Raw genomic sequence first — 21,926 nt, 5'->3', positions numbered from 1 at the left:
CCAATGTCTCTGGTGGCACATTATGGGATAAGCAGCGCCAACCTTACAAAGTTTTACTCGAATTTCTGCTTGGTTGGGGAAGTCAGCTGATTGTGTGTGCGTAATTATTGCCTGTGCCGGCCTCTTCGTGGGTGAACCCGCTCCTACAAGGGGGTGTCGCTTTCATGAGTGTAGGAGTGGGTTGGCTCACGAAGAGGCCGGTACAGGCTGGCCATCACTTCAGGGCAGCAAAGGCTTTCTCAGCCGCATCCAGGGTGATCTGCAGCTCCTTGTCGCCATGGGCGATGGAGGTGAAGCCCGCTTCGAATGCGCTCGGTGCCAGGTACACGCCACCGTCGAGCATCAGGTGGAAGAAGCGCTTGAAGCGCTCGGCATCGCTGGCCATCACGTCTTCGAAGGTGACGATATCGTCGGCGCCGCTGAAATACAGGCCGAACATGGCACCGGCCTGGGTGGTGACGAACGGCACGCCAGCGGCATCGGCGCGTTGCTGCAGGCCGTCAAGCATGCGGCTGGTGTAGTCGGTCAGCTCGGCGTGGAAGCCTGGGCGGCTGATCAGCTTGAGGGTGGTCAGGCCGGCGGCCATGGCCAGCGGATTGCCCGACAGGGTGCCGGCCTGGTAGACCGGGCCGAGCGGGGCGATGCAGCCCATGATTTCACGCTTGCCGCCGAAGCAGCCGACCGGCATGCCGCCACCGACGATCTTGCCGAAGGTCGACAGGTCCGGCGTGATGCCGTAATGGCCTTGGGCGCCGCCGAGCGAGACGCGGAAACCGGTCATCACTTCGTCGAAAATCAGCACCACGCCATGCTTGTCGCATTGCTCACGCAGGCCCTCGAGGAAGCCCGGTGCCGGTGGTACGCAGTTCATGTTGCCGGCCACGGGCTCCACGATGATGCAGGCCACGGTTTGGCCAACTTCGGCCAAGGTCTTCTCGACGGCGGCGATGTCGTTGAATGGCAGGGTCAGGGTGTGTTTGGCGAAATCCGCTGGTACGCCTGCCGAGCTTGGCACGCCTTGGGTCAGCAAGCCGGAGCCGGCTTTTACCAGCAGGCTGTCGGAGTGGCCGTGGTAGCAGCCTTCGAACTTGATGATGGCGTCGCGGCCAGTGTAGCCACGGGCCAGGCGGATGGCGCTCATGGTGGCTTCGGTGCCCGAACTGACCATGCGCACCATTTCCATCGACGGTACGATCGAGCAGACCAGATCGGCCATCTCGGTTTCCATGGCGGTCGGCGCGCCGTAGGACAGGCCGTGCTCCAGTTGCTTGCGTACCGAGTCCAGCACGTCCGGGTGGCCGTGGCCGAGGATCATCGGGCCCCACGAGCCGACGTAGTCGACGTAGCGTTTGTCGTCCTCGTCAACGACATAGGCGCCTTCGGCATGCTTGAAGAACAGCGGCGTGCCGCCAACGCTCTTGAAAGCGCGGACTGGCGAGTTGACGCCGCCGGGGATGTGCTTCTGGGCTTGGGCGAACAGGGCTTCGGAACGGGACATGAAGTATCTCTCGAATCAGGATGCGAACAAGGCGTTGAAGGCGCGGGCGCGGCGGGTGACTTCCTGCGCGCTGTCGGCACCGAACAAACCGTGGATCACCGCCAGCAAGTCGGCACCGTGGGCGACCAGCGGGGCGGCGTTGTCGAGGGTGATGCCACCGATCACTGCGATCGGCAGTTTCACCTGGGCGCGGGCCTGCTGCAGCAGCTCGACGTTGGCAGCGGGCGCGCCCGGCTTGGTGACAGAATTGAAGAAGCGGCCAAACGCCACGTAGCTGGCGCCTTCGCTGGCAGCCTGGGTGGCCAGTTCGAGGCTGGCGTGACAGGTGGAGCCGATGATTGCCTGGCGGCCGAGCAGTGCGCGGGCCGGGGTCAGCGGGCCGTCGGTCTGGCCCAGGTGCACGCCGACACCCAGGCGTGCGGCCAGTTCGGCGTCGTCGTTGATCAGCAACTGGGTGCCGTAACGCTCGCAGAGCTTCATCAGCTCTTCGGCTTCACGCAGGCGGCGCGCTGCATCGTCGCTCTTGTCGCGGTACTGCAGCAGACACACGCCGCCTTCCAGGGCCGCCTCGACATGGGACAGGAAACGGCCGGCGAGCAGCTGGCTGTCGGTGATGGCATACAGACCGCGTAGCTTCATTGAAGGCCTCGTATCAGGAGCAGAAGTCCAGGGGCAGGCGGCGCGGCACGTACTGGCCCTTGCCCAGTTGCTCGGCGTCACGCAGGGTGCGCCAGGTGTAGTCCAGGGCGGTGCGCACGGCGCTTTCCAGCTGCTCGCCGAGCGCCAGGCGGCCGGCCAGGGCGCTGGCCAGGGTACAGCCCGAGCCGTGGTAGCTGCCTGGCAGGCGCTGGCAAGTCCAGGTGAAGTGCTGGCCGTCCTGGGTGTACAGGCGGTTGTGGATTTCGTCTTCGTCGCCGTGACCGCCGGTAATCAGCAGGTGTCTACAGAACGGCAACAGTTTCTCGGCGCATTCGTCAGCGGTGCCTTCGGGCAGTTCGGCGAGGATGCGTGCTTCGGGCAGGTTCGGTGTGGCGATGGTCGCCAGCGGCAGCAGGCGTTCGCGCAGGGCGTAGCCCACCTCGTCCTTGCCCAGGCGGCCACCACCACCGGCGCGCAGCACCGGGTCACAGACCAGCGGCAGGTGGGGGTGGGCGGCCAGCAGCTCGGCGACGGTGTCGACCATCTCGATCGAGCCGAGCATGCCCAACTTGACGGCGGCCACCGTGGAGTCGGCCAGCACGGCGTTGGCCTGGGCCAGCACCCACTCGCGGTCGAGCACGCGGAAGTCGGAAACGTTGACGGTATCCTGTACGGTCAGGGCAGTCACTGCAGGTGCAGCGTGGCAGCCTTGGGCGATAAGGGCTTCGATATCTGCCTGCAAGCCGGCGCCGCCACTGGGGTCGTGGCCGGAGAGACAGAGGACAACGGGGCGGGAGCTGTAGGTATTCATGGTCGGCGAGCTTACCACCAAACCTGTTTGGGCGGATCGTCCGACAAACGAGTTTTACTGATCGATCGGTCAGGTTGCTTGTTGTTTTTCTATTGAAAGCGTTGATTTAGAGCCTTTTCTTTGTGTTTTTTATGGCCCATTGCCAGGTTGTGAAGCTATGCTAGAGTGCTCGGATAACTCTACAAACGGGTTCTGCAGGATCACGTCGTCTCAAACGGATGGGAGGCTACCGCGACGCGACCGGACAGGCCATGCTGGGGCTGTATGCGCTATTTGCTGATTGTGCTTCTGGGCTTGCTGCCCGTGCTGGCCGGAGCGGTCGATTTCGACGACGCTACCCGGCATCTTCCCCTGGGCAAGGCCATGCAGGTTTATGAAGACCCCGATGGCAATGCCAGCATCGCTCAGGTCAGTGCCCCCGGGTTTGCCAAACACTTTCAGCCCCACCATGAAGATGTGCTGAACGCCGGTTACTCCACCTCGGTGTTCTGGCTCAAGGTCGAGTTGCGCCCCGTTGCCGCGCCCAGTGCAGCCCCGCGGCAATGGTTGCTGGAGCTGGCCTACCCGCCGCTGGACCACCTCGAACTCTATTTGCCTGACAGCAGCGGCATGTACCGACTGGCGCAGCGCACCGGCGATGCCTTGCCCTACGACAGCCGGCAGATCCGGCAGAACAACTACTTGTTCGAACTGCAATTGCCCCCTGGCAAGGTGACTACCGCGTACCTGCGGCTGCACAGCCAGGGGTCGGTGCAAGCGCCGCTGGCGCTATGGTCCCCTGAAGCCTACCTGGAAGAGCAGCCCACGCGCCTGTATGTGCTGGGGATGATCTACGGCGTGTTGCTGGTGATGCTGGTATACAACCTGTTCATCTACCTGAGCGTGCGCGACGTCAGCTACCTCTACTACATCCTTTACATTGCTTCGTTCGGCCTTTACCAGGTCTCGGTGAACGGCGCCGGTGTAGCCTACTTCTGGCCAGACAGCCCTTGGTGGGCGAATGCCTCCACGCCATTGTTCATTGGTGCAGCCGGCTTGTTCGGTTGCCAGTTCGCCCGGCACTTCCTGCAATTGGGCGGCATCAGCCGTGGTTTCGACCGCCTGTTGCAACTGCTGATGCTGGGTGGTGCGCTGGTCATGGTGCTGGCGGTGAGCATGCCCTACGGTACTGCTCTGCGCATGGCCACGCTGCTGGCACTGCTGTTCACCGTAAGCGTCTTCAGCGCCGGCTTGTACGCCTGGTGGCGCGGCTTTCGAGTGGCGCGCTGGTTCATCATCGCCTGGACGGCGTTCCTGCTTGGCGGCTTGGTCAACACCTTGATGGTGTTGGGTTACCTGCCGAACGTGTTCATCACCATGTATGCCAGCCAGTTGGGTTCGGCGCTGGAGGTGGCCTTGCTGTCGCTGGCCCTGGCCGACCGCATCAACAGCCTGCGCGAGCAGCAGGCGCAGACCTTGCGCGACACTGGGCGCACGCTGGAGCAACTGAACCTGCAACTGGCCAGGAGCAATCGCCTGAAGGACGAGTTCCTGGCCAGCGTGACTCATGAGCTGCGCACCCCAATGAACGGGGTGATTGGCTCGCTCGAGCTGATGCATACCCTGCCGATGGATACCGAAATGGCTCAGTACCATCACACGGCAGTGGGGTCCGCCCAAGGCATGATGGATATGGTCGACGCCATTCTTACCCTGTCCGAATTGCAGGCCGGCCGCCTGCGGGTGCAGCCGGCACCGTTCAGCCTGCGCGCCCTGTTGCAGGGCTTGCGCGCCGGTTATGCCGGGCAGGCTCTGGGCAAAGGCTTGTACCTGAGCCTGGATATTCCGGCCGACCTGCCGGACGAGTTGCTCGGTGACGGGCAGAAACTGGCGCACTGCCTGGGTTGCCTGGTGGACAACGGCTTGAAGTTCACCCATCAGGGCGGGGTGATGATCCAGGTGCGCGGCCGCCGGGTGGGGCCGGGTGATCTGGCGTTGACCTTTACCGTCAGCGACAGCGGTATCGGTTTCGATGATCTGGAGCAGTCGACCCTGTACCAGCGGTTCTTCCAGGTCGATGGTTCGATGACCCGGCGGTATGGCGGTTTGGGGATTGGCTTGTCGATTTGCCGGCAGATGGGGGAGTTGCTGGGGGCGAGATTGGCACATGAATCGACGCGCGGGTTGGGTAGCCGCTTCGAGTTGAGTTTGGACATGGCGATTTCGCAGGCGCAGATGAACCCGAACATGCTGCAGGCGCGGCGCTCGCTGTAGGAGCGGGTTCACCCGCGAAAGGGCCGGGTCTGCTGGCCAATATCCACCCACCGTTCACCGTTGCCGCCACCACCGTATTCGCGGGTAAACCCGCTCCTACACAGCACAGGTCGTTGTAGGAGCGGGTTCACCCGCGAAAGGGCCGGGTCTGCTGGCCAATATCCACCCACCGTTGCCGCCACCACCGTATTCGCGGGTAAACCCGCTCCTACACAGCACAGGTCGTTGTAGGAGCGGGTTCACCCGCGAAAGGGCCGGACCTGCTGGCCAATATCTACCCACCGTTCACCGTTGCCGCCACCATCGTATTCGCGGGTAAACCCGCTCCTACACACAGGTCGTTGTAGGAGCGGGTTCACCCGCGAAAGGGCCGGGTCTGCTGGCCGATATCCACCCGCCGTTCACCGTTGCCGCCACCACCGTATTCGCGGGTAAACCCGCTCCTACACGCGCGCACGCCAGCAACCACACGTTTAGTCATGAATACCCCTTTGACTACCCCGCAAGCAGTGCTTCACTGGGTCTCTCAAGCTTACCCGGATCCAGGAGCCCTCCGATGAACCTGCACCAGTACGCTGAAACCCACGAAGTCACCAACCAGCCGCCGCCGCTCGACGGCGCCAACCTGTACCGCCTCGACCTGCCCTTGCAAGAATGGTCAAGGCGTTTTGGCGCGGGCTGGGCCGAGTCGCGGATCGACGCCTATGGTGCCCTGGCCGGCGGCCCGCTGATGCAGGCAGGCTTCCTGGCCAACGCGCACAAACCGGAGTTCAGCAGCCACGACCGCTATGGCCATCGCATCGATCTGGTCGAGTTCCACCCGGCCTACCATGAACTGATGCGTACCGCCGTCGAACATGGCCTGCCTTCTTTACCATGGGCCGAACCCCGTGCTGGCGCCCATGTTGCACGGGCTTCGATGACCTACCTGCACAGCCAGGCCGAGGCCGGCACCGGCTGCCCGCTGACCATGACGTTTGCTGCCGTGCCGGCATTGCGCCTGCAGCCTGAGCTGGCTGAATACTGGCTGCCGAAAGTTCTTGCCTGCGAATATGACCCGCGCAACGTTGGTGACCGCCACAAGGCCGGGGTCACCCTGGGCATGGCCATGACCGAAAAGCAGGGCGGCACCGATGTGCGCGCCAACACTACCCGTGCCTATCCGGTCGGTGCACCGGGCCCGGGGCAAGCCTATGAGCTGGTTGGCCACAAGTGGTTCTGCTCGGCGCCTATGTGCGACGCTTTCCTGACCTTGGCGCAAACCGAAAAAGGCCTGAGCTGCTTCCTGCTGCCGCGCCACCGCCCGGATGACAACCGCAACCAGTTCTATATCCAGCGCCTGAAGAACAAGCTGGGCAACAGCTCCAACGCCTCCAGCGAGGTGGAGTTCCGCGGTGCGCTGGCGTGGATGATTGGCGAAGAGGGGCGTGGCGTGGCGACCATCATCGAGATGGTCGCCATGACCCGGTTCGACTGCATGGTCGGCTCCAGCGCACTGATGCGCCAGGCGTTGACACAGGCAGCCCACCATTGCGCGCATCGCAAGGTCGGCGGGCGGGTGCTTAATGAGCAACCTCTGATGCAGAACGTGCTGGCCGACTTGGCCCTGGAAAGCGAGGCCGCGCTTGCCCTGAGCTTGCGCATGGGCCAGGCGCTGGAGCAACTGGACGACCCGCAGCAGGCGCATTTCGCCCGGTTGGTCACGGCGGTGGGCAAGTACTGGATCTGCAAACGTGCGCCGGCCATGATCAACGAGGCCGCCGAATGCCTGGGTGGCGCGGGTTATGTGGAAGACAGCATTCTGCCACGGCTGTACCGCGAGGCGCCGGTCAACTCGACCTGGGAGGGCTCGGGCAACGTGCAGTGCCTGGATGTGCTGCGGGCATTGTCCAAGGAGCCGGGAGTGCTCGATGCACTGTTTGCCGAGCTGGGTGACGGGCATGGCGACCCGCGCCTGGCGGCGCATATCGGCAACCTCAAGGGGGCGTTTGCCGACACCGGTGACATGCAGTACCGCGCGCGCCAACTGACCGAGGATATTGCCCTGGCGTTGCAGGCCAAGCTGCTGCTGGAGGCGGGGAATACAGAGGTCAGTGATGCGTTTATCGGCAGCCGCTTGGCCGGTGGTGGCCGGGTGTATGGGGCGCTACCGCGAGGTGTGGATGTGATGGCATTGGTAACAAGGGCTACGCCTGCCTGGCCGCTGTAGCAGCGGACTCGCCCGCGAATCAACCCAACAGCGATCAATGGGGGTGTATTTAACCAAGAAGGCAGGCAAGATGGATCACATGCATGTCCAGACAGGAAGCACAGTGTGAGCCACGCTTTTGTAGTCGTTGATACCCCCGAACAGGCCGTCGACCGTCTGGCGGCCTTGCATGAACAGGCCACAGGGGCCCTTAGTAAGGCCCTGAAGCGTTACCTGAAGGACCGTACCGAGCCCGATGCCGATGAGCGCGACCTGTTCCGCTACCCGGCACTGCGTCTGACCTACTACAGCCATGGCGAAGTCGCCGCCACCACCCGCGCCTACGCCAAGGTCCAGGTTGCCGGCACCTACAGCGTCACCGTCACCCAGCCCGCTGCGTTCCGTGGCTACCTGCTGGAACAACTGCGCCCGCTGATGCATGACTACACCGTCACGGTAGAAGTCGGCGTCAGCGAGCAGAACATCCCTTACCCCTATGTGGTCGACCAGGGCGACGAGCTGGCCGGCAGCGGCATTACCGCTGCGCAGCTGGCGCGGGTGTTCCCCAGCACCGACCTGTCGGCGGCCACCGACAACATCGCTGATGGCCTGTACGACTGGGACCGTGCCGAAATCATGCCACTGGCGTTGTTCGATGCCGCGCGGGTCGACTTCTCGCTGCGCCGCCTGGTGCACTACACCGGCAGCGACTGGCGCCATGTACAGCCGTGGATCCTGCTGACCAACTACCACCGCTATGTCGACCAGTTCATCAGCCATGGCCTGGAACAGCTGCGTGACGACTCGCGCTTTGTGCGTATGGTGCTGCCGGGCAACGTCGTGATCGAAAAGGGCATGGACCATGGCGAAACCCAGGCCCTGGTGGCCAGCGTGGTCTGGCACCGCTTCCAGATGCCGGCCTACCACCTGATCGCCGCCGACGGCAATGGCGTTACCTTGGTCAACATTGGTGTCGGCCCGTCCAACGCCAAGAACATCACCGACCACCTGGCCGTGCTGCGCCCGCATTGCTGGCTGATGATCGGCCACTGCGGCGGCCTGCGGCAGTCGCAGACCATCGGCGACTACGTGCTGGCACACGCCTATATGCGCCGTGACGGCATTCTCGACCGGGTCGTGCCGCCGAATATCCCGATCCCGGCCCTGGCCGAAGTGCAGATGGCCTTGCAGGAGGCTGCCGCACAGGTCACTGGCGAGCGTGGCGAGCAGTTGAAAAAGCGCCTGCGCACCGGCACCGTGCTGACCTACGACGACCGCAACTGGGAGCTGCGCTGGGCCCAGGAACGCCCGCTGATCAACCTGTCGCGTGCCGTGGCGGTGGATATGGAAAGCGGCACCATTGCTGCCCAGGGCTACCGTTTGCGCGTGCCTTACGGCACCTTGCTGTGTGTGTCCGACAAGCCGCTGCACAGCGAAATCAAACTGCCAGGTTCGGCCAACGCCTTCTACAACCGGGCGGTCAGCCAGCACCTGAAGATCGGCATTGCCGCCCTCGACTTGCTGCGCACCGAGCTCAACTCGCTGCACTCGCGTAAACTGCGCAGCTTCGATGAGCCGCCGTTCCGCTGAGGATCCATGTCACTGCCACCCCGTAACAAGCCGCGCCGCCCCCCGGCGCGGCCTGCCGCCGGCCCGCGTCGCCAGGCCAAGGCGCCACCCGCCGAGCCGCGTCTGATCCTGTTCAACAAACCGTTCGACGTGCTGACCCAATTCAGCGACGGTGAAGGGCGCGCGACGCTCAAGGACTTCATCGACATCCCGGGCGTATACCCGGCCGGGCGTTTGGACCGCGATAGCGAAGGCCTGCTGTTGTTGACCAATGATGGTGGGCTACAGGCGCGGATTGCCGACCCGAAGCACAAGCTGGCCAAAACCTACTGGGTGCAGGTGGAAGGTGAACCGAGTGACGAGCAGTTGCAGCGTTTGCGCGATGGTGTGGAGCTGAACGATGGGCCGACCTTGCCGGCCGAGGCGCGGCGCCTGGAAGAACCCGAACTGTGGCCGCGCAACCCGCCGGTACGGTTTCGCAAAAGTGTGCCGACCAGCTGGCTGGAGCTGGTGATTCGCGAAGGGCGTAACCGCCAGGTGCGGCGGATGACGGCGGCTGTGGGCTTGCCGACGTTACGCCTGGTGCGCGTGCGGATCGGTAACTGGGCTCTGGATGGGCTGGAGCAGGGGTGCTGGCGCGAGGCCCCTGCCAAGCTTTAGCTCAGGTCAAGGGTCTGTTCGCGGGCACGCCCGCTCCCACAGGGACGGCGCAGTACTTGAAGGCAGCGCCAAACCTGTGGGGGCGGGCGTGCCCGCGAATGGTCCTGAAATGTTTTATACGCCTTCCAGAAACCCCACCACCACGCTCTTGATGATGAAGGCCAGCACCCCCAGGCCCAGCACGAAGAACAGGATCAGCGTGCCGAACTTGCCTGCCTTGGACTTTTTCGCCAGGTCCCAGACGATGAAGCCCATGAAACCGATCAATACGGTGACCAGGATAATCATCATCCATTCTTCGAATACGGCGGGATCCATCGGTGTTCTCCAGGCGGGTTGAGCGTCCGATTATACGCCGGCTGGCGTGAGCATTTAACGCAGGTGGGTCAATGGCAGCTCGGTGCTGGCCAGTACCTGGTTGAGCACGAAGCTCGAACGCACGCTGGTGACGCCTTCGATACGCGTCAGGCTGCCTAGAAGCAGTTTCTGGTAGTGGTCCATGTCCGGCACCACCACTTTCAGCTGATAGTCCGCATCCATGCCGGTGACCAGGCTGCACTCGAGCACCTGCGGCAGGTTGCGGATGGCGGCCTCGAATGTTTCAAAGCGCTCCGGGGTGTGGCGGTCCATGCCTATCAACACATAGGCGGTCAGGCTCAGGCCCAGCTTCTTGCGGTCGAGCAGGGCCACCTGGCGCGAGATGTAGCCGTCGTCTTCCAGTTGCTTGACCCGACGTGAGCATGGCGATGGCGACAGGCCGATGCGTTCGGCCAGTTCCTGGTTGGAAATGCGCGCATCGCGCTGCAATTCGGCGAGGATGCTCAGGTCGTAGCGGTCAAGTTTGCTCATGGCATTTGCCTTCTCTGTTCGGATTGCTGCGAATTATCAATCCAGGGTGAAAAATTGCGCAAGTGCTATTTATCTGAGCAATCTTCGCAATCCTCTGTCGCAACCCCTCCGGTATCTTTATCACCAGAATCACTGCCCGGACATCAGTCCACGGCGACGCGCCCTAGGCGGGCGGTCGCGGCCAGCCATCCAACAGGATCTGCAGGCCCCCGGGCTACACACCTTCCAGAAGACGGTGTGAGGTGAGCCGGCGCCACAAGTGCCGAGCACGGACGACAATTCCTGAAGGGAGGCCCTGTGGCCTCCCTTTTTTCATGCCGGGAATTTTAATTGGCCTGTGTCATGGGCGCGGTAGACTGGCGATGGTTGCAGTTTTTTCTACCGAGAGGAACACCATGACGTCGCGCATCTGGCAGTTGGCAGGTGTTGGTTTGCTAGGTTTGAGCATCAGCCTTGGGGCCCTGGCTGAAGGGCCTGGCGAGGGGCCGTCGGGGCGCTCGCTCAACTCGCGCGACGAAGTGCGCCAGACCCAGCCGCCGCGCCAGGGGTATTACCAGGACATTCCCCGCCGCCACGGTGATGATCACCACTGGCAAGCCGGTGGCCCGGGGCAACGGCCCGGTGGCGACTGGCAGGGGCGCCCGGATGGCCACGGCAATGGCTGGGGGCCTGGGCCGCAGTTTCGCCCAGGGCACAGGGTGGACCATTTTTCTGACCGCTACTGGAAAGTACCCTACCGGGGCGCTGACTATTTCTACTCCGGGGGTTACTGGTACCGCCCGCACGGGGGCAATTACATCGTGGTGACCCCGCCGTACGGCGTGCGGGTCAATTACCTGCCGCCTTATGCGCGGGAAGTGTGGTTGGGTGGTGCGCTGTTCTTTCTGGTGGCCGATACCTATTACCAGTACCTGGCAGACAGCCAGGAATATGTGGTGGTCAGCCCGCCGGTCGGCGTGCCGTCGCCCGTGCCGGTGGCCCCGGCAAATGGCGGGTATGACGTGGTGGCTTATCCGATGTATGGCCAGGGTCAGGAACAGCAGGAGCAGGACCGCTACCAGTGCCATCGCTGGGCGGTGAGCCAGTCGGGCTTCGACCCGGCGACGGCAACGTACGCACCTGCGGCCAATGTGCTCGACAATTATCGGCGGGCGCTGGGTGCCTGTTTCAGTGGTCGGGGTTACAGCATCAACTGAACCCTGCTCAAACCCCTGTAGGAGCGGGTTTACCTGCGAATACGGTAGCGGCGGCAACGGTGATCGGCGGGTGGAAATTGGCCAGCAGCCCCGGCCCTTTCGCGGGTGAACCCGCTCCTACAAAGGCCTGTGCTGAGCTGCGCCCCGGATGTTGGACAAAAAATCCAACACCGGGGCGCAGCTCATGCGTGTGTAGGAGCGGGTTTACCCGCGAATACGGTAGCGGCGGCAACGGTGATCGGCGGGTGGAAATTGGCCAGCAGCCCCGGCCCTTTCGCGATGAACCCGCGCCTACAAGGGGTGGGGCATGGGTGGTTACCTCATACCGGGTCGGCGTGCACCATCACGTCCGCCTGTGGATAACGCTGGCGGATCACCCGCGAGGCCTCCACGCACAAGCCATGCGCCTCATGCAGCGGCAGGTGCCCCGGCAGTTCCAGGTGCAGTTGCACAAACCACTGGTTGCCCGAGACGCGCGTGCGCAGGTCATGCACGCCTTTCACGCCTGCAACGGCCAGCACCAGCGCGGCCATGTCCTCGCCGACATCGCCGGGTAACGCCTTGTCCATCAGGATCGCCGTACTTTCGCGGGCAATTTGCAGCGCGCTCCAGAGGATGTAAAAGGCGATGCCCAGGCCGAACAGCGCATCCAGCTGCGGCCAGCCAAAGCGCGCCAGCAACAGGGCCAGCAGAATGCTGCCGTTGAGCAGCAAGTCCGAGCGGTAGTGCAGGGAGTCTGCCCGTACTGCAGTAGAGCCGGTGAGCCGGACCACTTTGTGCTGCAGTGCCAGCAGGGCGACGGTCAGCACCAGCGACAGCAGCATCACCGCGATGCCGATGGAGGTATCACCCAGCGGTTGTGGGGTGTAAAGGCGCTCGACCGCCTGCACCCCAATCAGCACCGCACTGCCGCCGATGAACAGCGCCTGAGCCATACCGGCCAAGGCCTCGGCCTTGCCATGGCCGAACCGGTGATCGTCGTCGGCCGGACGCAGGGCGTAGTGTACCGCCAGCAGGTTGAGGAACGAGGCCACTGCGTCCAGTGCCGAGTCGGTCAACCCTGCCAGCAGGCTCACGGACCCGCTCAGCCACCAGGCCAGCGCCTTGCTCAGCACCAGGATGCTGGCGACCGTCAGTGACGCGCGAGTGGCCAGGCGCAGCAGGCGCTGGTGTTCGGCTGGGGTAGTGATCATCCGTGGGCAGTGTCCTTGTGGATCAGGCTGCCGGGACCAGGCCCAGGCTGGCCAGTTGTTCGATGCTGCCACGGTGCTGGATCAGCCTTGGGTCGTTCAGCGGCAGGCGCTGGCCCAGTTCGCTTTCCAGAATGGCCTGCAACTTCAGGTTGTCGACCTTGCCATCGGGGCTGACGGCTTCTTGCAGTTTGGCCGGGTCAACCTGGGCAGTACGGCCACCCGGGTAATAGATGGCGCCGGTGGCAAAGTCGATACCGAAGGCAATAAGCCCCGGGATCACGTAGAACAGGATGCCGATGGCATCCATGGCGGCAACCACAGGGTCAATTTTGCCGCCGATCTGGCCGCGCCGGTCCGGGTAGAAAATGGTGCCGCAGGCCGTCAATTGGGTCAGCAGGGTGGCGATGAGGGCGCCACCGATGACGCGGGTCGAGATACGCATGTAAATCTCCGAAAAGTAATCAGCAGGGCAAGCAAAGCGCCTGCGCCTGATGCTAAGACCATGATAGAGCAGGCTGGGTTCGCCGTTATACTCGCGACACTGTTCGAGGACCACCATGATTTCATTACCCATTGATGCTGCCTTGCCCGCCCTGCGCCAGGCTCTGGAAAACCGTGACGAAGTGGTGCTTGAAGCCCCGCCCGGTGCTGGCAAGACCACCCGCGTGCCGCTGGCGCTGCTGCACGAACCGTGGCTGGCCGGGCAGACCATCCTCATGCTCGAGCCAAGGCGCCTGGCAGCGCGGGCAGCAGCCGAACGGCTGGCCAGTGAGCTGGGCGAGCAGGTTGGGGAAACGGTGGGTTACCGCATCCGCCTGGACAGCAAGGTCGGGCCGAAAACCCGTATCGAAGTGGTGACCGAAGGCATCCTCACACGCCGCCTGCAAGCCGACCCGGCGCTGGAAGGTGTGGGCCTGCTGATCTTCGACGAATTTCACGAGCGCAGCCTGGATGCCGACCTGGCGCTGGCGCTGAGCCTTAACGGCCGCGAGTTGCTACGTGACGACCCGCCCCTGAAGATTCTGCTGATGTCGGCGACGCTGGAAGGTGAGCGCCTGTCGCGGCTGTTGGACGACGCCCCGGTGGTCAGCAGTGAAGGGCGCATGCATCCGGTGGATATCCGCTGGGGGCGGCCGTTCCAGCCAGGCGAGTTCATCGAGCCACGGGTGGTGGACAGCGTGCTGCATGCGCTGGCCGACCAGACCGGCAGCGTGCTGGTGTTCCTGCCTGGGCAAGCCGAGATTCGGCGGGTTCACCAAAGCCTTCAGGACGCCCTGGGGGCACGCCCCGAGATTCTGCTGTGCCCGTTGCATGGCGAGCTCGACCTCAATGCCCAGCGCGCCGCTATCGACCCGCCGGCCAAGGGCCTGCGCAAGGTTGTGCTGGCCACCAACATCGCCGAGACCAGCCTGACCATCGATGGCGTACGCGTGGTGATCGATGCCGGCCTGGCCCGGGTGCCGCGCTTCGACCCCGGCAGCGGCATGACCCGCCTGGACACCCAGCGCATTTCCCGCGCCAGTGCCACCCAGCGCGCCGGGCGTGCCGGCCGTCTGGAGCCTGGCGTGTGCTACCGCCTTTGGTCCGAGGCCCAGCATGACCAACTGGCCGCCCATGGCAGTGCCGAGATCCTACAGGCCGATCTGGCCGGGCTGGCCCTGCAACTGGCGCGCTGGGGTGTAACCCCCGAGCAGTTGCGCTGGCTGGACCAGCCGCCTGCTGCAGCGTTCGCCCAGGCACAGGACCTGTTGGCGCGACTCAGCGCCTTCAAGCCGGGCAGCCGCGACAACCTCAGCGAGCATGGCCAGGCCATGGCCGAACTGCCGGCTCACCCACGCATCGCGCACTTGTTGCTGCGCGGCCAGGACCTGGGCCTGGCACAGATGGCATGCGATGTGGCTGCACTTCTAGGGGAGCGGGACATTCAGCGTGGCGGTGGTGCTGACTTGCACAGCCGGCTTGCGCTGGTCAGCGGTGAGAGCAAGGCTGCGCGTGGCGGCCAGGGTGGGGTGCAGCGTGCTCGCCAACTGGCCCGCCAATACCGTGGCCTGTTGCGTGGCAAGGTCGGTGCGCCGGTCGCCGACCCGGACCACACCCGCTGGCTGGGCGCCCTGCTGGCGCTGGCCTACCCTGACCGGGTCGCCCAGCAGCGCCGGGCGGGCGGGGCGGAGTATCGGCTCGCCAACGGCCGTGCGGCGCTGTTTGCCGAAGTCGATGCCTTGATGAAGTGCCCATGGCTGGTGATCGCTGACCTGGGGAGCCGCCAGGGGCAGCGTGAGGAGCGGATCTATCTGGCAGCCGAATTCGATCCGGCGTTGCTCGATGGCGTGCTGGCCGAGCAGGTCGAGCGGGTCGATATCCTTGATTGGGACGAGCGCGAGCAGGTGTTGCGCGCCGAGCGTCAGGTCAAAGTTGGCGAACTGGTCCTAAGCCGCGAGCCGCTGCCCGGGCTGGATGACGAAGCCAGGGCTCGTGCGCTGCTTGGCCTGGTCCGGCGCAAAGGTTTGAACCTGCTGACCTGGACGCCGGAACTGCGGCAGTGGCAGGCACGTGTGGCGCTGCTGCGGCAGCTCGACCTGCAGAAGGATGGCCACAGTGAATGGCCTGACCTGGGGGACGAGGCCCTGCTGGCCAGCCTGGAAGACTGGTTACAGCCTTACTTGAGCAAAGTATCGCGCCTCAGCCACTTTGCTGCGCTGGACTTGCCGTCGATGCTGCGCAACCTGCTACCCTGGCCGCTGCCGCAACGCCTGGAAGAACAGGCTCCGGCGCATCTGGCCGTGCCGTCCGGCTCGAACATCCGCCTGGATTACAGCGAAACCCCGCCGATTCTCGCCGTGCGTCTGCAAGAACTGTTCGGCCTTGCCGACACCCCGCGCATCGCCAATGGCCGGCAGCAGGTCAAGCTGCACCTGCTGTCACCGGCACGTCGGCCGGTGCAGGTGACCCAGGACCTGGCCAACTTCTGGCGCACGACCTATGCCGAGGTGAAGAAAGACCTGAAAGGGCGTTATCCGAAGCACTACTGGCCGGACGACCCTCTGGTGGCCGAGGCTACTGCGAGGGCCAAGCCGAGGGGGAGCTGATGCTCAACACCGAGTGCGGCAGGCCAAAAGAATAACGCTCTGGCCACGCCGTGTCAGTGGTCGTGCCATTCATCGTATTGCCCCCGTCAGTGAGGCTTGATCTGCCTGCTTCAGCAGGAAGGTGATCACTTCGCCTTCCTCGACGTTGAGCAAGGCTACCCACTCCCCACTCCTGTGCGGCGTATCCTTGAGGGCGCCGACCCTGTAGCCTCGCTGGTCGCGCAGATGGCAGACAAGGCCTTCATCTGTCAGCGCCAGCGGCTCGATTTTCCAGTATTGGCTAACATCTGCATGCCAGTAAAAGCCCAGATAGCCATTGCGGCTGAGTCCTAGCTTCTTGGTCTCCGGGCGCCCTGGCATGCTGATGCGGTAGTGCAGGCGATCGTTGGTCCGCGAGTGGTAATGAAAGTCCATCACCGGCGAGTCCTGCCTTCCCCCCGCCTGTAACCAGTCATCCTCGGGGGTAATGCCCCAGCCGAACTTGTCTGTACTGCGGCTGAGTCGCAGCGGGATGTCCCGGTGGAGGGCGCGCATGTACAGCTGGCCGCGAAATGACCGGGCGTACCCGGCCTGAATGTCTTCGTTCATGGTGCACTCCTTGAATGGTGTTGAGGGTGTGCACTCTGGCGCCAAGGCTGGGTAGCCGTCAGATCGAAAACATTCCCCGGTGGCCTCAGGTGCCGGCTTCGCCTTCCAGCAACATGAACAGGCGATACAGCACCACGGTGCTGAACAGTTGCAGGAAGCCGCTGAGGCTGTCCATGGCCAGTTCCATCCCAGGTGATGGCTCGGGGAAGGCCATCAGCAGCAGCCCGTCGATCAGCCAGATCGGCGCCAGCACGCCTACAACGCAGATCATGATGCGCATGAAGTGCCCGGTGGTCATGCTTGCGCTTTCGCGCATCGCCTGCACCACCGGCCGGCCGCGCAGTACCAGCAGGTACTCGGCGAACACCAGGTTGATCATGATCCACACCCCCGGGAAGATGAACAGCGCAAGGCCGGCCATGATCAATAGCGAGCTGATCAGGATCAGCAGGGCCAACTGCGGCCACAGCTGCAGGGCGCGGGCGAACAGGTCGCGCTTGGCGATTTCCTGGCCATTGCTGCGTGTGTCCAGGTACAGGATCAGGGCTGCGCTGTACAGCGGGTAGAACAACAGGCTGACCAGCATGCCGTAGGCCGGTGATGCCTGGTCGCCCATCTGCCGGTACAGCAATTGGGTGAGCAGGGCTTCCACCACCACCAGCGGCAGGCACAGCTGGAGGATGTTTGGCAGGTGACGGCGGAAGAAGTACAGGGAGTCGCGCAGAACGCTCAGCGGATTCATCAGTCAACATCGCATGGCAGTAAAAACAGGGGCCTAACTTTAGCCCAAAGCAGGCCTGGGGCTGTCACTTGCTGAAAAAAGTTTCACCGCAACAGTGATTGAATCCCGCGCCTGTGCGCCCCATCTTTGACGCTGTCCGTTGTCCCGCTACCCCACGAGGTCGCCCCATGAACACTGAAGAACAAACCCTTATCGACGGCCTGTTCGGCCGCCTCAAGCAAGCCGAAGACCCGAGCCAGCCACGTGACGCACAAGCCCAGGCGTGCATCGAGCAGCATGTGCGTCAGCAACCGGCAGCGCCTTACTACATGGCCCAGGCGATTTTGGTGCAGGAGGCCGCGATAAAGCGCCTCGACGAACAGAACAAGCAGCTGGAAGCCGAGCTGCAGCAGGCCCGTGCCCAGGCTCAGGCGGCACAAGCCGCCAGCAGTGCGCCGAGCAATGGCGGGGGTGGTTTCTTGTCCGGCATCTTTGGTTCGGGTGGGCGCAACGCGGCCCCGGCGGCGCAGCCACCGCGTCCTTCGGCGCCCCCGGTAGCGTCCGGTGGTGGCTGGCGCGAGCCGTCGGCACCTGGTTTCGCACAGCCTCAGGCGCCGCAGCCTGGCTATGGCGCCGCGCCTGCGCGCAGTGGGGCCAGCAGCTTCCTTGGCGGGGCCATGCAGACTGCCGCCGGCGTGGCCGGTGGTGTGTTGCTGGCGCAGGGTATCAGCAGCCTGTTCAACCACAACTCGCAACCGGAGGAAGTGGTCGAGGTCATCAAGGAAGAGCCGGTGCCAGCCAGTGACAGTGGCGGCTGGAACGATCAGGGCGGGCAGCAGCAAGTGGCTGACAACGGTGGCTGGGGCAGTGACCAGGGCGGTTACGCTGACAGTGATTACGGCAGCGATGATGGCGGGTTCTTCTCGGACGACGACTCGTTCGTCTGACAGGTCTGGCATACTGCTGGCATTTCCGGGGGCGCTTTGCGCCCCTTCGCGGGCACGCCCGCTCTCACAGATGTACGCGCGATACCTGTGGGAGCGGGCTTGCCCGCGAAGGGCAGCGGAGCAGCCCCCCAGCACTCCAGGCCATAAATAAGGTTCCCAGGTGAAAAAGATCGCGTTGTTCGCCGATGTGCAGAACCTCTACTACACCGTGCGCCAGGCCCACGGCTGCCATTTCAACTACACCGCCCTGTGGGCCGACGTCAGCCGCGAAGGCCAGATCGTCGAGGCCGTGGCCTATGCCATCGACCGTGGCGACAGCAAACAGCAGCAATTCCAGCAGATCTTGCGCAACCTCGGTTTCGATGTGCGCCTCAAACCGTTCATCCAGCGCAGCGATGGCTCGGCCAAAGGCGACTGGGATGTGGGCATTACCCTGGATGTGATCGACGCGGCCAGCCGGGTCGACCAGGTGGTGCTGGCCTCCGGTGACGGTGATTTCGACCTGCTGCTGGAGCGGGTAATCCAGCGTCATGGCACCGAAGCGGTGGTGTATGGCGTGCCGGGGCTGACGGCATTGTCACTGATTCGTGCTGCCACCCGTTATGTGCCCATCGAAGGCGCGCTGTTGCTTAAACACTAAGGTCTTTTCATGGAACGTATCGCTGTCATCGACTTTGAAACCACCGGCATTTCCCCCGGTACCGGCTGCCGTGCCACCGAGGTGGCGGTGGTAATGCTTGAGGGTGGCCGCATTGTCGAGCGCTACCAGAGCCTGATGAACGCCGGCGTGCCGGTGCCTGCCTTCGTCGCAGGGCTGACCGGCATCACCACCGCCATGCTGCGTGGTGCGCCGCCGGTGGACAAAGTAATGAACGAGGTGGCCGAGTTCGTTGGTAGCACCCCACTGTTGGCGCACAACGCTGCTTTCGACCAGAAGTTCTGGGACTATGAGCTGGGCCGTATTGGCCGCAGCCGCAGTCAGCCCTTCGCGTGTTCCTTGTTGCTGTCACGGCGCCTGCTGCCCGCGGCGCCGAACCACAAGCTGGGCACTTTGACACGCTGGGCTGGGTTGCCTGACACGGGCACCGCGCACCGGGCCATGGCCGATGCCGAAATGGCCGCCAACCTGCTGCAGCATCTGGCGGGTGTGTTGCACCAGGACCACGGGGTTCAGCAGCTCTCGCACGATCTGCTTTGCCGGCTGCAGAAAACCCCAGCTGCGAAGGTGCGCGAAGCGCTGGCCAAGTATCGTCAGGGCTAGCAGGTGATCGTCTGGGGTGTCGCCTACGCCGCACGCACCAGAATTGTGCCGCTCATTTGCACCCGTTCTGTAACGTCCCTTCACCCAGGCAGGCCGTTAAACTGAGCCACCCGTAAACGGATTTCGAGTTTTCCCCATGCCTGCCTCCCGTCGTTTCCCGCTGTTGCTGATTGGCGCCTTCCTGGCCCTTTATCTGGTCTGGGGTTCCACTTACCTGTTCATTCGCATCGGCGTCGAGAGCTGGCCTCCGATGCTCATGGCCGGGGTGCGCTTCCTGATCGCCGGGGGCCTGCTGTACGGCTTCCTGCGTTGGCGCGGCGTGCCGGCGCCTACCTGGCCGCAATGGCGGGCGGCAGGGGCGATCGGTTTCTTGCTGCTCAGCTGTGGCAACGGCGGGGTGACCGTGGCCGAGCATGCCGGTGTGGCTTCGGGCGTGGCGGCTTTGGCGGTGGCGACGGTACCACTGTTCACCTTGCTGTTCGGCCTGTTGTTCGGGCACCGCAATTCGAAGCTGGAATGGGCGGGGATCGCCCTTGGGCTGGTGGGCATCGGCCTGCTGAACCTGGGTTCCAACCTGCAGGCAAGCCCGATAGGAGCGGCGCTGATCATCTTCGCGGCGGCGTCCTGGGCATTCGGCTCGGTGTGGAGCAAGACCTTGCCACTGCCCCAGGGGCCGATGGCCAGCGCAGCGGAAATGCTGGTCGGTGGTGCGGTGCTGTTGCTGGGCAGTGTGCTGTCGGGCGAACGCATGACACAGCTGCCGACCGCTGCTGGCTGGGGTGCGCTAGCCTACCTGGTGTGCTTCGGTTCGATCCTGGCGTTCAGTGCCTACATGTACCTGCTCAAGCACGTGCGCCCAGCAGCGGCCACCAGCTACGCCTACGTCAACCCGGCGGTGGCGGTGCTGTTGGGTATCGTCTTTGCCGGTGAGCAGATTGGCGCTGAAGAGTGCGTGGCGATGGCAGTGATCATCGGCGCGGTGGTGCTGATCGGCCTGCCGCAGTGGCGCAAGGCGCCTGTAACTGTGCCACCGTTGAAAGGTGAAATCTGCAAGTAGGCAGGGGCGATGCGGTAAACTTGCCGCCTTCGCTGAACCCCCTGACGGTATTGCCATGAATTTCGCCAAACTCGGCCTGATCGAACCGCTGCTGCGCACGCTGCAGCAACTGGACTACACCACCCCGACCCCGGTGCAGGCCAAAGCCATCCCCGCCGTGCTGGCCGGCCGCGACCTGATGGCCGCAGCCCAGACCGGTACCGGCAAGACCGCAGGCTTCGCCCTGCCTGTGCTGCAGCGCCTGGCGCTGGAGGGCGAGAAGGTGGCCAGCAACTCGATCCGCGCCTTGGTGCTGGTACCCACCCGCGAGCTGGCCGAGCAGGTGCACAACAACGTGCGTGAATACGCCGAGAACCTGCCGCTGAGTACTTACGCGGTGTATGGCGGGGTCAGTATCAACCCTCAGATGATGCGCCTGCGCCGTGGGGTCGACCTGCTGGTGGCTACCCCAGGTCGCTTGCTCGACTTGTTCCGGCAGAACGCAGTCAAATTCAACCAGGTACAGACCCTGGTGCTGGATGAAGCCGACCGCATGCTTGACCTGGGCTTTGCCGAAGAGCTGCAGTCGGTGTATGCGGCACTGCCGCGCAAGCGCCAGACGCTGCTGTTCTCTGCCACTTTCTCTGATCAGATTCGCATGCTGGCGGGGCTGGCGCTGAATGACCCGCTCAGTATCGAAGTGAGCCCGCGCAACGCCACGGCCACCAGCGTCAAGCAGTGGCTGGTGCCTGTGGACAAGAAGCGCAAGGCCGACCTGTTCTGTCACCTGCTGCGCAAACAGCGCTGGAAGCAGGTGCTGGTGTTCGCCAAGACCCGCAATGGCGTCGACCAACTGGTGGAGCGCTTGCTGGCTGAAGGCGTGAATGCCGATGGCATCCACGGTGATCGCCCACAGGCGACCCGCCAGCGTGCGCTTGACAGCTTCAAGGCCCGTGAGGTGCAAGTGCTGGTGGCGACCGATGTGGCGGCCCGTGGCCTGGATATCGATGACTTGCCGCTGGTCGTCAACCTCGACCTGCCGATCGTTGCCGAAGACTACGTGCACCGCATCGGGCGTACCGGGCGGGCGGGCAACAAGGGCGAGGCGATTTCGCTGGTGTGTGCGGATGAAGTGCAACTGCTGGCGGCGATCGAGGTGCTGACCCGGCAGACCCTGCCGCGTCATGAAGAGCCGGATTTCATCCCCGAGCACCGGGTGCCGATGACCGATGCCAGCGGGCAGGTTATCAAGAAACCGAAGAAGCCCAAGAAGCCGAAAGAAAACAGCGCCAAGCGCGGGCTTGGGCGTTGGATGGACAGCACTGAAGCCGGCAGCGCGGAACCGGCGGTGAAGGCTGTACGCAAGGTGCCGAGCTTCAATGGTGGGCCGCGCAAGCGTAAGCCTTGAGGTATTGGGGCCGCTTTGCGGCC

Annotated in this window: 21 protein-coding genes; 11 read left to right on the top strand and 10 right to left on the bottom strand. The window is 63.9% G+C overall.

Annotated features, from left to right (window positions below):
* Positions 1-214 precede the first annotated feature (214 nt).
* From hemL to INQ47_RS11150, 3 genes are read right to left on the bottom strand one after another with little or no spacing between them, the layout of a single operon-like run.
* Complete coding sequence (hemL, locus tag INQ47_RS11160; RefSeq protein ID WP_012053798.1) at positions 215-1,498, bottom strand: glutamate-1-semialdehyde 2,1-aminomutase; 1,284 nt, start codon at positions 1,496-1,498, stop codon at positions 215-217.
* A 15-nt stretch (positions 1,499-1,513) separates the two neighbouring features.
* Entirely contained in the window at positions 1,514-2,137 is a 624-nt protein-coding gene (gene thiE / locus INQ47_RS11155) for a thiamine phosphate synthase (protein ID WP_339444017.1), read from the bottom strand.
* Between the two features lie 13 nt (positions 2,138-2,150).
* Complete coding sequence (locus INQ47_RS11150) at positions 2,151-2,948, bottom strand: hydroxymethylpyrimidine/phosphomethylpyrimidine kinase (protein WP_010955404.1); 798 nt, start codon at positions 2,946-2,948, stop codon at positions 2,151-2,153.
* Positions 2,949-3,212: 264 nt separating this feature from the next.
* Between INQ47_RS11150 and INQ47_RS11145 the strand changes: the two genes are divergently transcribed.
* Positions 3,213-5,201 (top strand): 7TM diverse intracellular signaling domain-containing protein, encoded by a 1,989-nt coding sequence (locus tag INQ47_RS11145; RefSeq protein WP_339444016.1) that lies wholly within the window; start codon positions 3,213-3,215, stop codon positions 5,199-5,201.
* Positions 5,202-5,556: 355 nt separating this feature from the next.
* Here INQ47_RS11145 and INQ47_RS11140 read toward each other — a convergent pair whose 3' ends face one another.
* A complete protein-coding gene (locus INQ47_RS11140; protein ID WP_404701688.1) occupies positions 5,557-5,682 on the bottom strand; it encodes a diguanylate phosphodiesterase in 126 nt (41 codons plus the stop codon).
* A 75-nt stretch (positions 5,683-5,757) separates the two neighbouring features.
* Between INQ47_RS11140 and INQ47_RS11135 the strand changes: the two genes are divergently transcribed.
* The 3 genes from INQ47_RS11135 to INQ47_RS11125 all read left to right on the top strand — a co-directional run bounded on the left by INQ47_RS11135 (position 5,758) and on the right by INQ47_RS11125 (position 9,618).
* Complete coding sequence (locus INQ47_RS11135) at positions 5,758-7,410, top strand: acyl-CoA dehydrogenase family protein (RefSeq protein ID WP_252459398.1); 1,653 nt, start codon at positions 5,758-5,760, stop codon at positions 7,408-7,410.
* Between the two features lie 105 nt (positions 7,411-7,515).
* Entirely contained in the window at positions 7,516-8,979 is a 1,464-nt protein-coding gene (gene amn, locus INQ47_RS11130) for an AMP nucleosidase (protein ID WP_021784379.1), read from the top strand.
* A 6-nt stretch (positions 8,980-8,985) separates the two neighbouring features.
* Positions 8,986-9,618, top strand: a complete 633-nt coding sequence (locus INQ47_RS11125; RefSeq protein WP_404701687.1) for a pseudouridine synthase — start codon at positions 8,986-8,988, stop codon at positions 9,616-9,618.
* Between the two features lie 114 nt (positions 9,619-9,732).
* Here the strand turns inward: INQ47_RS11125 and INQ47_RS11120 are convergent, their stop codons facing one another.
* Both INQ47_RS11120 and INQ47_RS11115 read right to left on the bottom strand, forming a co-directional pair.
* Positions 9,733-9,936, bottom strand: a complete 204-nt coding sequence (locus INQ47_RS11120) for a DUF2788 domain-containing protein (RefSeq protein WP_003249787.1) — start codon at positions 9,934-9,936, stop codon at positions 9,733-9,735.
* Positions 9,937-9,990: 54 nt separating this feature from the next.
* Positions 9,991-10,467: an Lrp/AsnC family transcriptional regulator gene (locus INQ47_RS11115; protein WP_003249795.1), complete on the bottom strand. Its 477-nt coding sequence runs from the start codon at positions 10,465-10,467 to the stop codon at positions 9,991-9,993.
* 395 nt (positions 10,468-10,862) lie between these two features.
* Here INQ47_RS11115 and INQ47_RS11110 point away from each other — a divergent pair, with 395 nt between their 5' ends.
* A complete protein-coding gene (locus INQ47_RS11110) occupies positions 10,863-11,663 on the top strand; it encodes a DUF6515 family protein (RefSeq protein ID WP_404701686.1) in 801 nt (266 codons plus the stop codon).
* 320 nt (positions 11,664-11,983) lie between these two features.
* Here INQ47_RS11110 and INQ47_RS11105 read toward each other — a convergent pair whose 3' ends face one another.
* Together INQ47_RS11105 and INQ47_RS11100 are read right to left on the bottom strand one after the other, a co-directional pair.
* Positions 11,984-12,856, bottom strand: coding sequence for a cation diffusion facilitator family transporter (locus INQ47_RS11105; protein ID WP_021784376.1), 873 nt, complete (start codon positions 12,854-12,856; stop codon positions 11,984-11,986).
* 22 nt (positions 12,857-12,878) lie between these two features.
* On the bottom strand, positions 12,879-13,298 hold the full coding sequence (locus tag INQ47_RS11100) for a hypothetical protein (protein ID WP_014592516.1): 420 nt from the start codon (positions 13,296-13,298) through the stop codon (positions 12,879-12,881).
* A 115-nt stretch (positions 13,299-13,413) separates the two neighbouring features.
* Here INQ47_RS11100 and hrpB point away from each other — a divergent pair, with 115 nt between their 5' ends.
* The gene (gene hrpB, locus INQ47_RS11095; RefSeq protein ID WP_404701685.1) at positions 13,414-15,942 is read left to right on the top strand and encodes an ATP-dependent helicase HrpB; all 2,529 of its coding nucleotides are present in this window, start codon (positions 13,414-13,416) and stop codon (positions 15,940-15,942) included.
* Positions 15,943-16,011: 69 nt separating this feature from the next.
* Here the strand turns inward: hrpB and INQ47_RS11090 are convergent, their stop codons facing one another.
* The gene (locus tag INQ47_RS11090; RefSeq protein WP_404701684.1) at positions 16,012-16,530 is read right to left on the bottom strand and encodes a hypothetical protein; all 519 of its coding nucleotides are present in this window, start codon (positions 16,528-16,530) and stop codon (positions 16,012-16,014) included.
* A gap of 85 nt (positions 16,531-16,615) precedes the next feature.
* The gene (locus tag INQ47_RS11085; RefSeq protein ID WP_252459134.1) at positions 16,616-17,272 is read right to left on the bottom strand and encodes a YciC family protein; all 657 of its coding nucleotides are present in this window, start codon (positions 17,270-17,272) and stop codon (positions 16,616-16,618) included.
* Positions 17,273-17,439: 167 nt separating this feature from the next.
* On the opposite strand from INQ47_RS11085, the gene INQ47_RS11080 reads away from it, so the two are divergent.
* From INQ47_RS11080 to INQ47_RS11060, 5 genes are all read left to right on the top strand, one after another.
* Entirely contained in the window at positions 17,440-18,198 is a 759-nt protein-coding gene (locus tag INQ47_RS11080) for a DUF2076 domain-containing protein (protein WP_252459135.1), read from the top strand.
* Positions 18,199-18,358: 160 nt separating this feature from the next.
* A complete protein-coding gene (locus tag INQ47_RS11075) occupies positions 18,359-18,838 on the top strand; it encodes an NYN domain-containing protein (protein ID WP_004576858.1) in 480 nt (159 codons plus the stop codon).
* Positions 18,839-18,847: 9 nt separating this feature from the next.
* The gene (locus tag INQ47_RS11070) at positions 18,848-19,459 is read left to right on the top strand and encodes a PolC-type DNA polymerase III (RefSeq protein WP_404701683.1); all 612 of its coding nucleotides are present in this window, start codon (positions 18,848-18,850) and stop codon (positions 19,457-19,459) included.
* A 136-nt stretch (positions 19,460-19,595) separates the two neighbouring features.
* Complete coding sequence (gene yedA / locus INQ47_RS11065; RefSeq protein WP_252459137.1) at positions 19,596-20,516, top strand: drug/metabolite exporter YedA; 921 nt, start codon at positions 19,596-19,598, stop codon at positions 20,514-20,516.
* Positions 20,517-20,571: 55 nt separating this feature from the next.
* On the top strand, positions 20,572-21,903 hold the full coding sequence (locus tag INQ47_RS11060; RefSeq protein WP_012053786.1) for a DEAD/DEAH box helicase: 1,332 nt from the start codon (positions 20,572-20,574) through the stop codon (positions 21,901-21,903).
* Positions 21,904-21,926 lie beyond the last annotated feature (23 nt).

This window comes from Pseudomonas sp. 3HC3, assembly GCF_044904505.1.
Classification (GTDB): Bacteria; Pseudomonadota; Gammaproteobacteria; order Pseudomonadales; family Pseudomonadaceae; genus Aquipseudomonas; species Aquipseudomonas putida_Y.
This window is presented reverse-complemented; position numbering and strand designations above follow the sequence as displayed.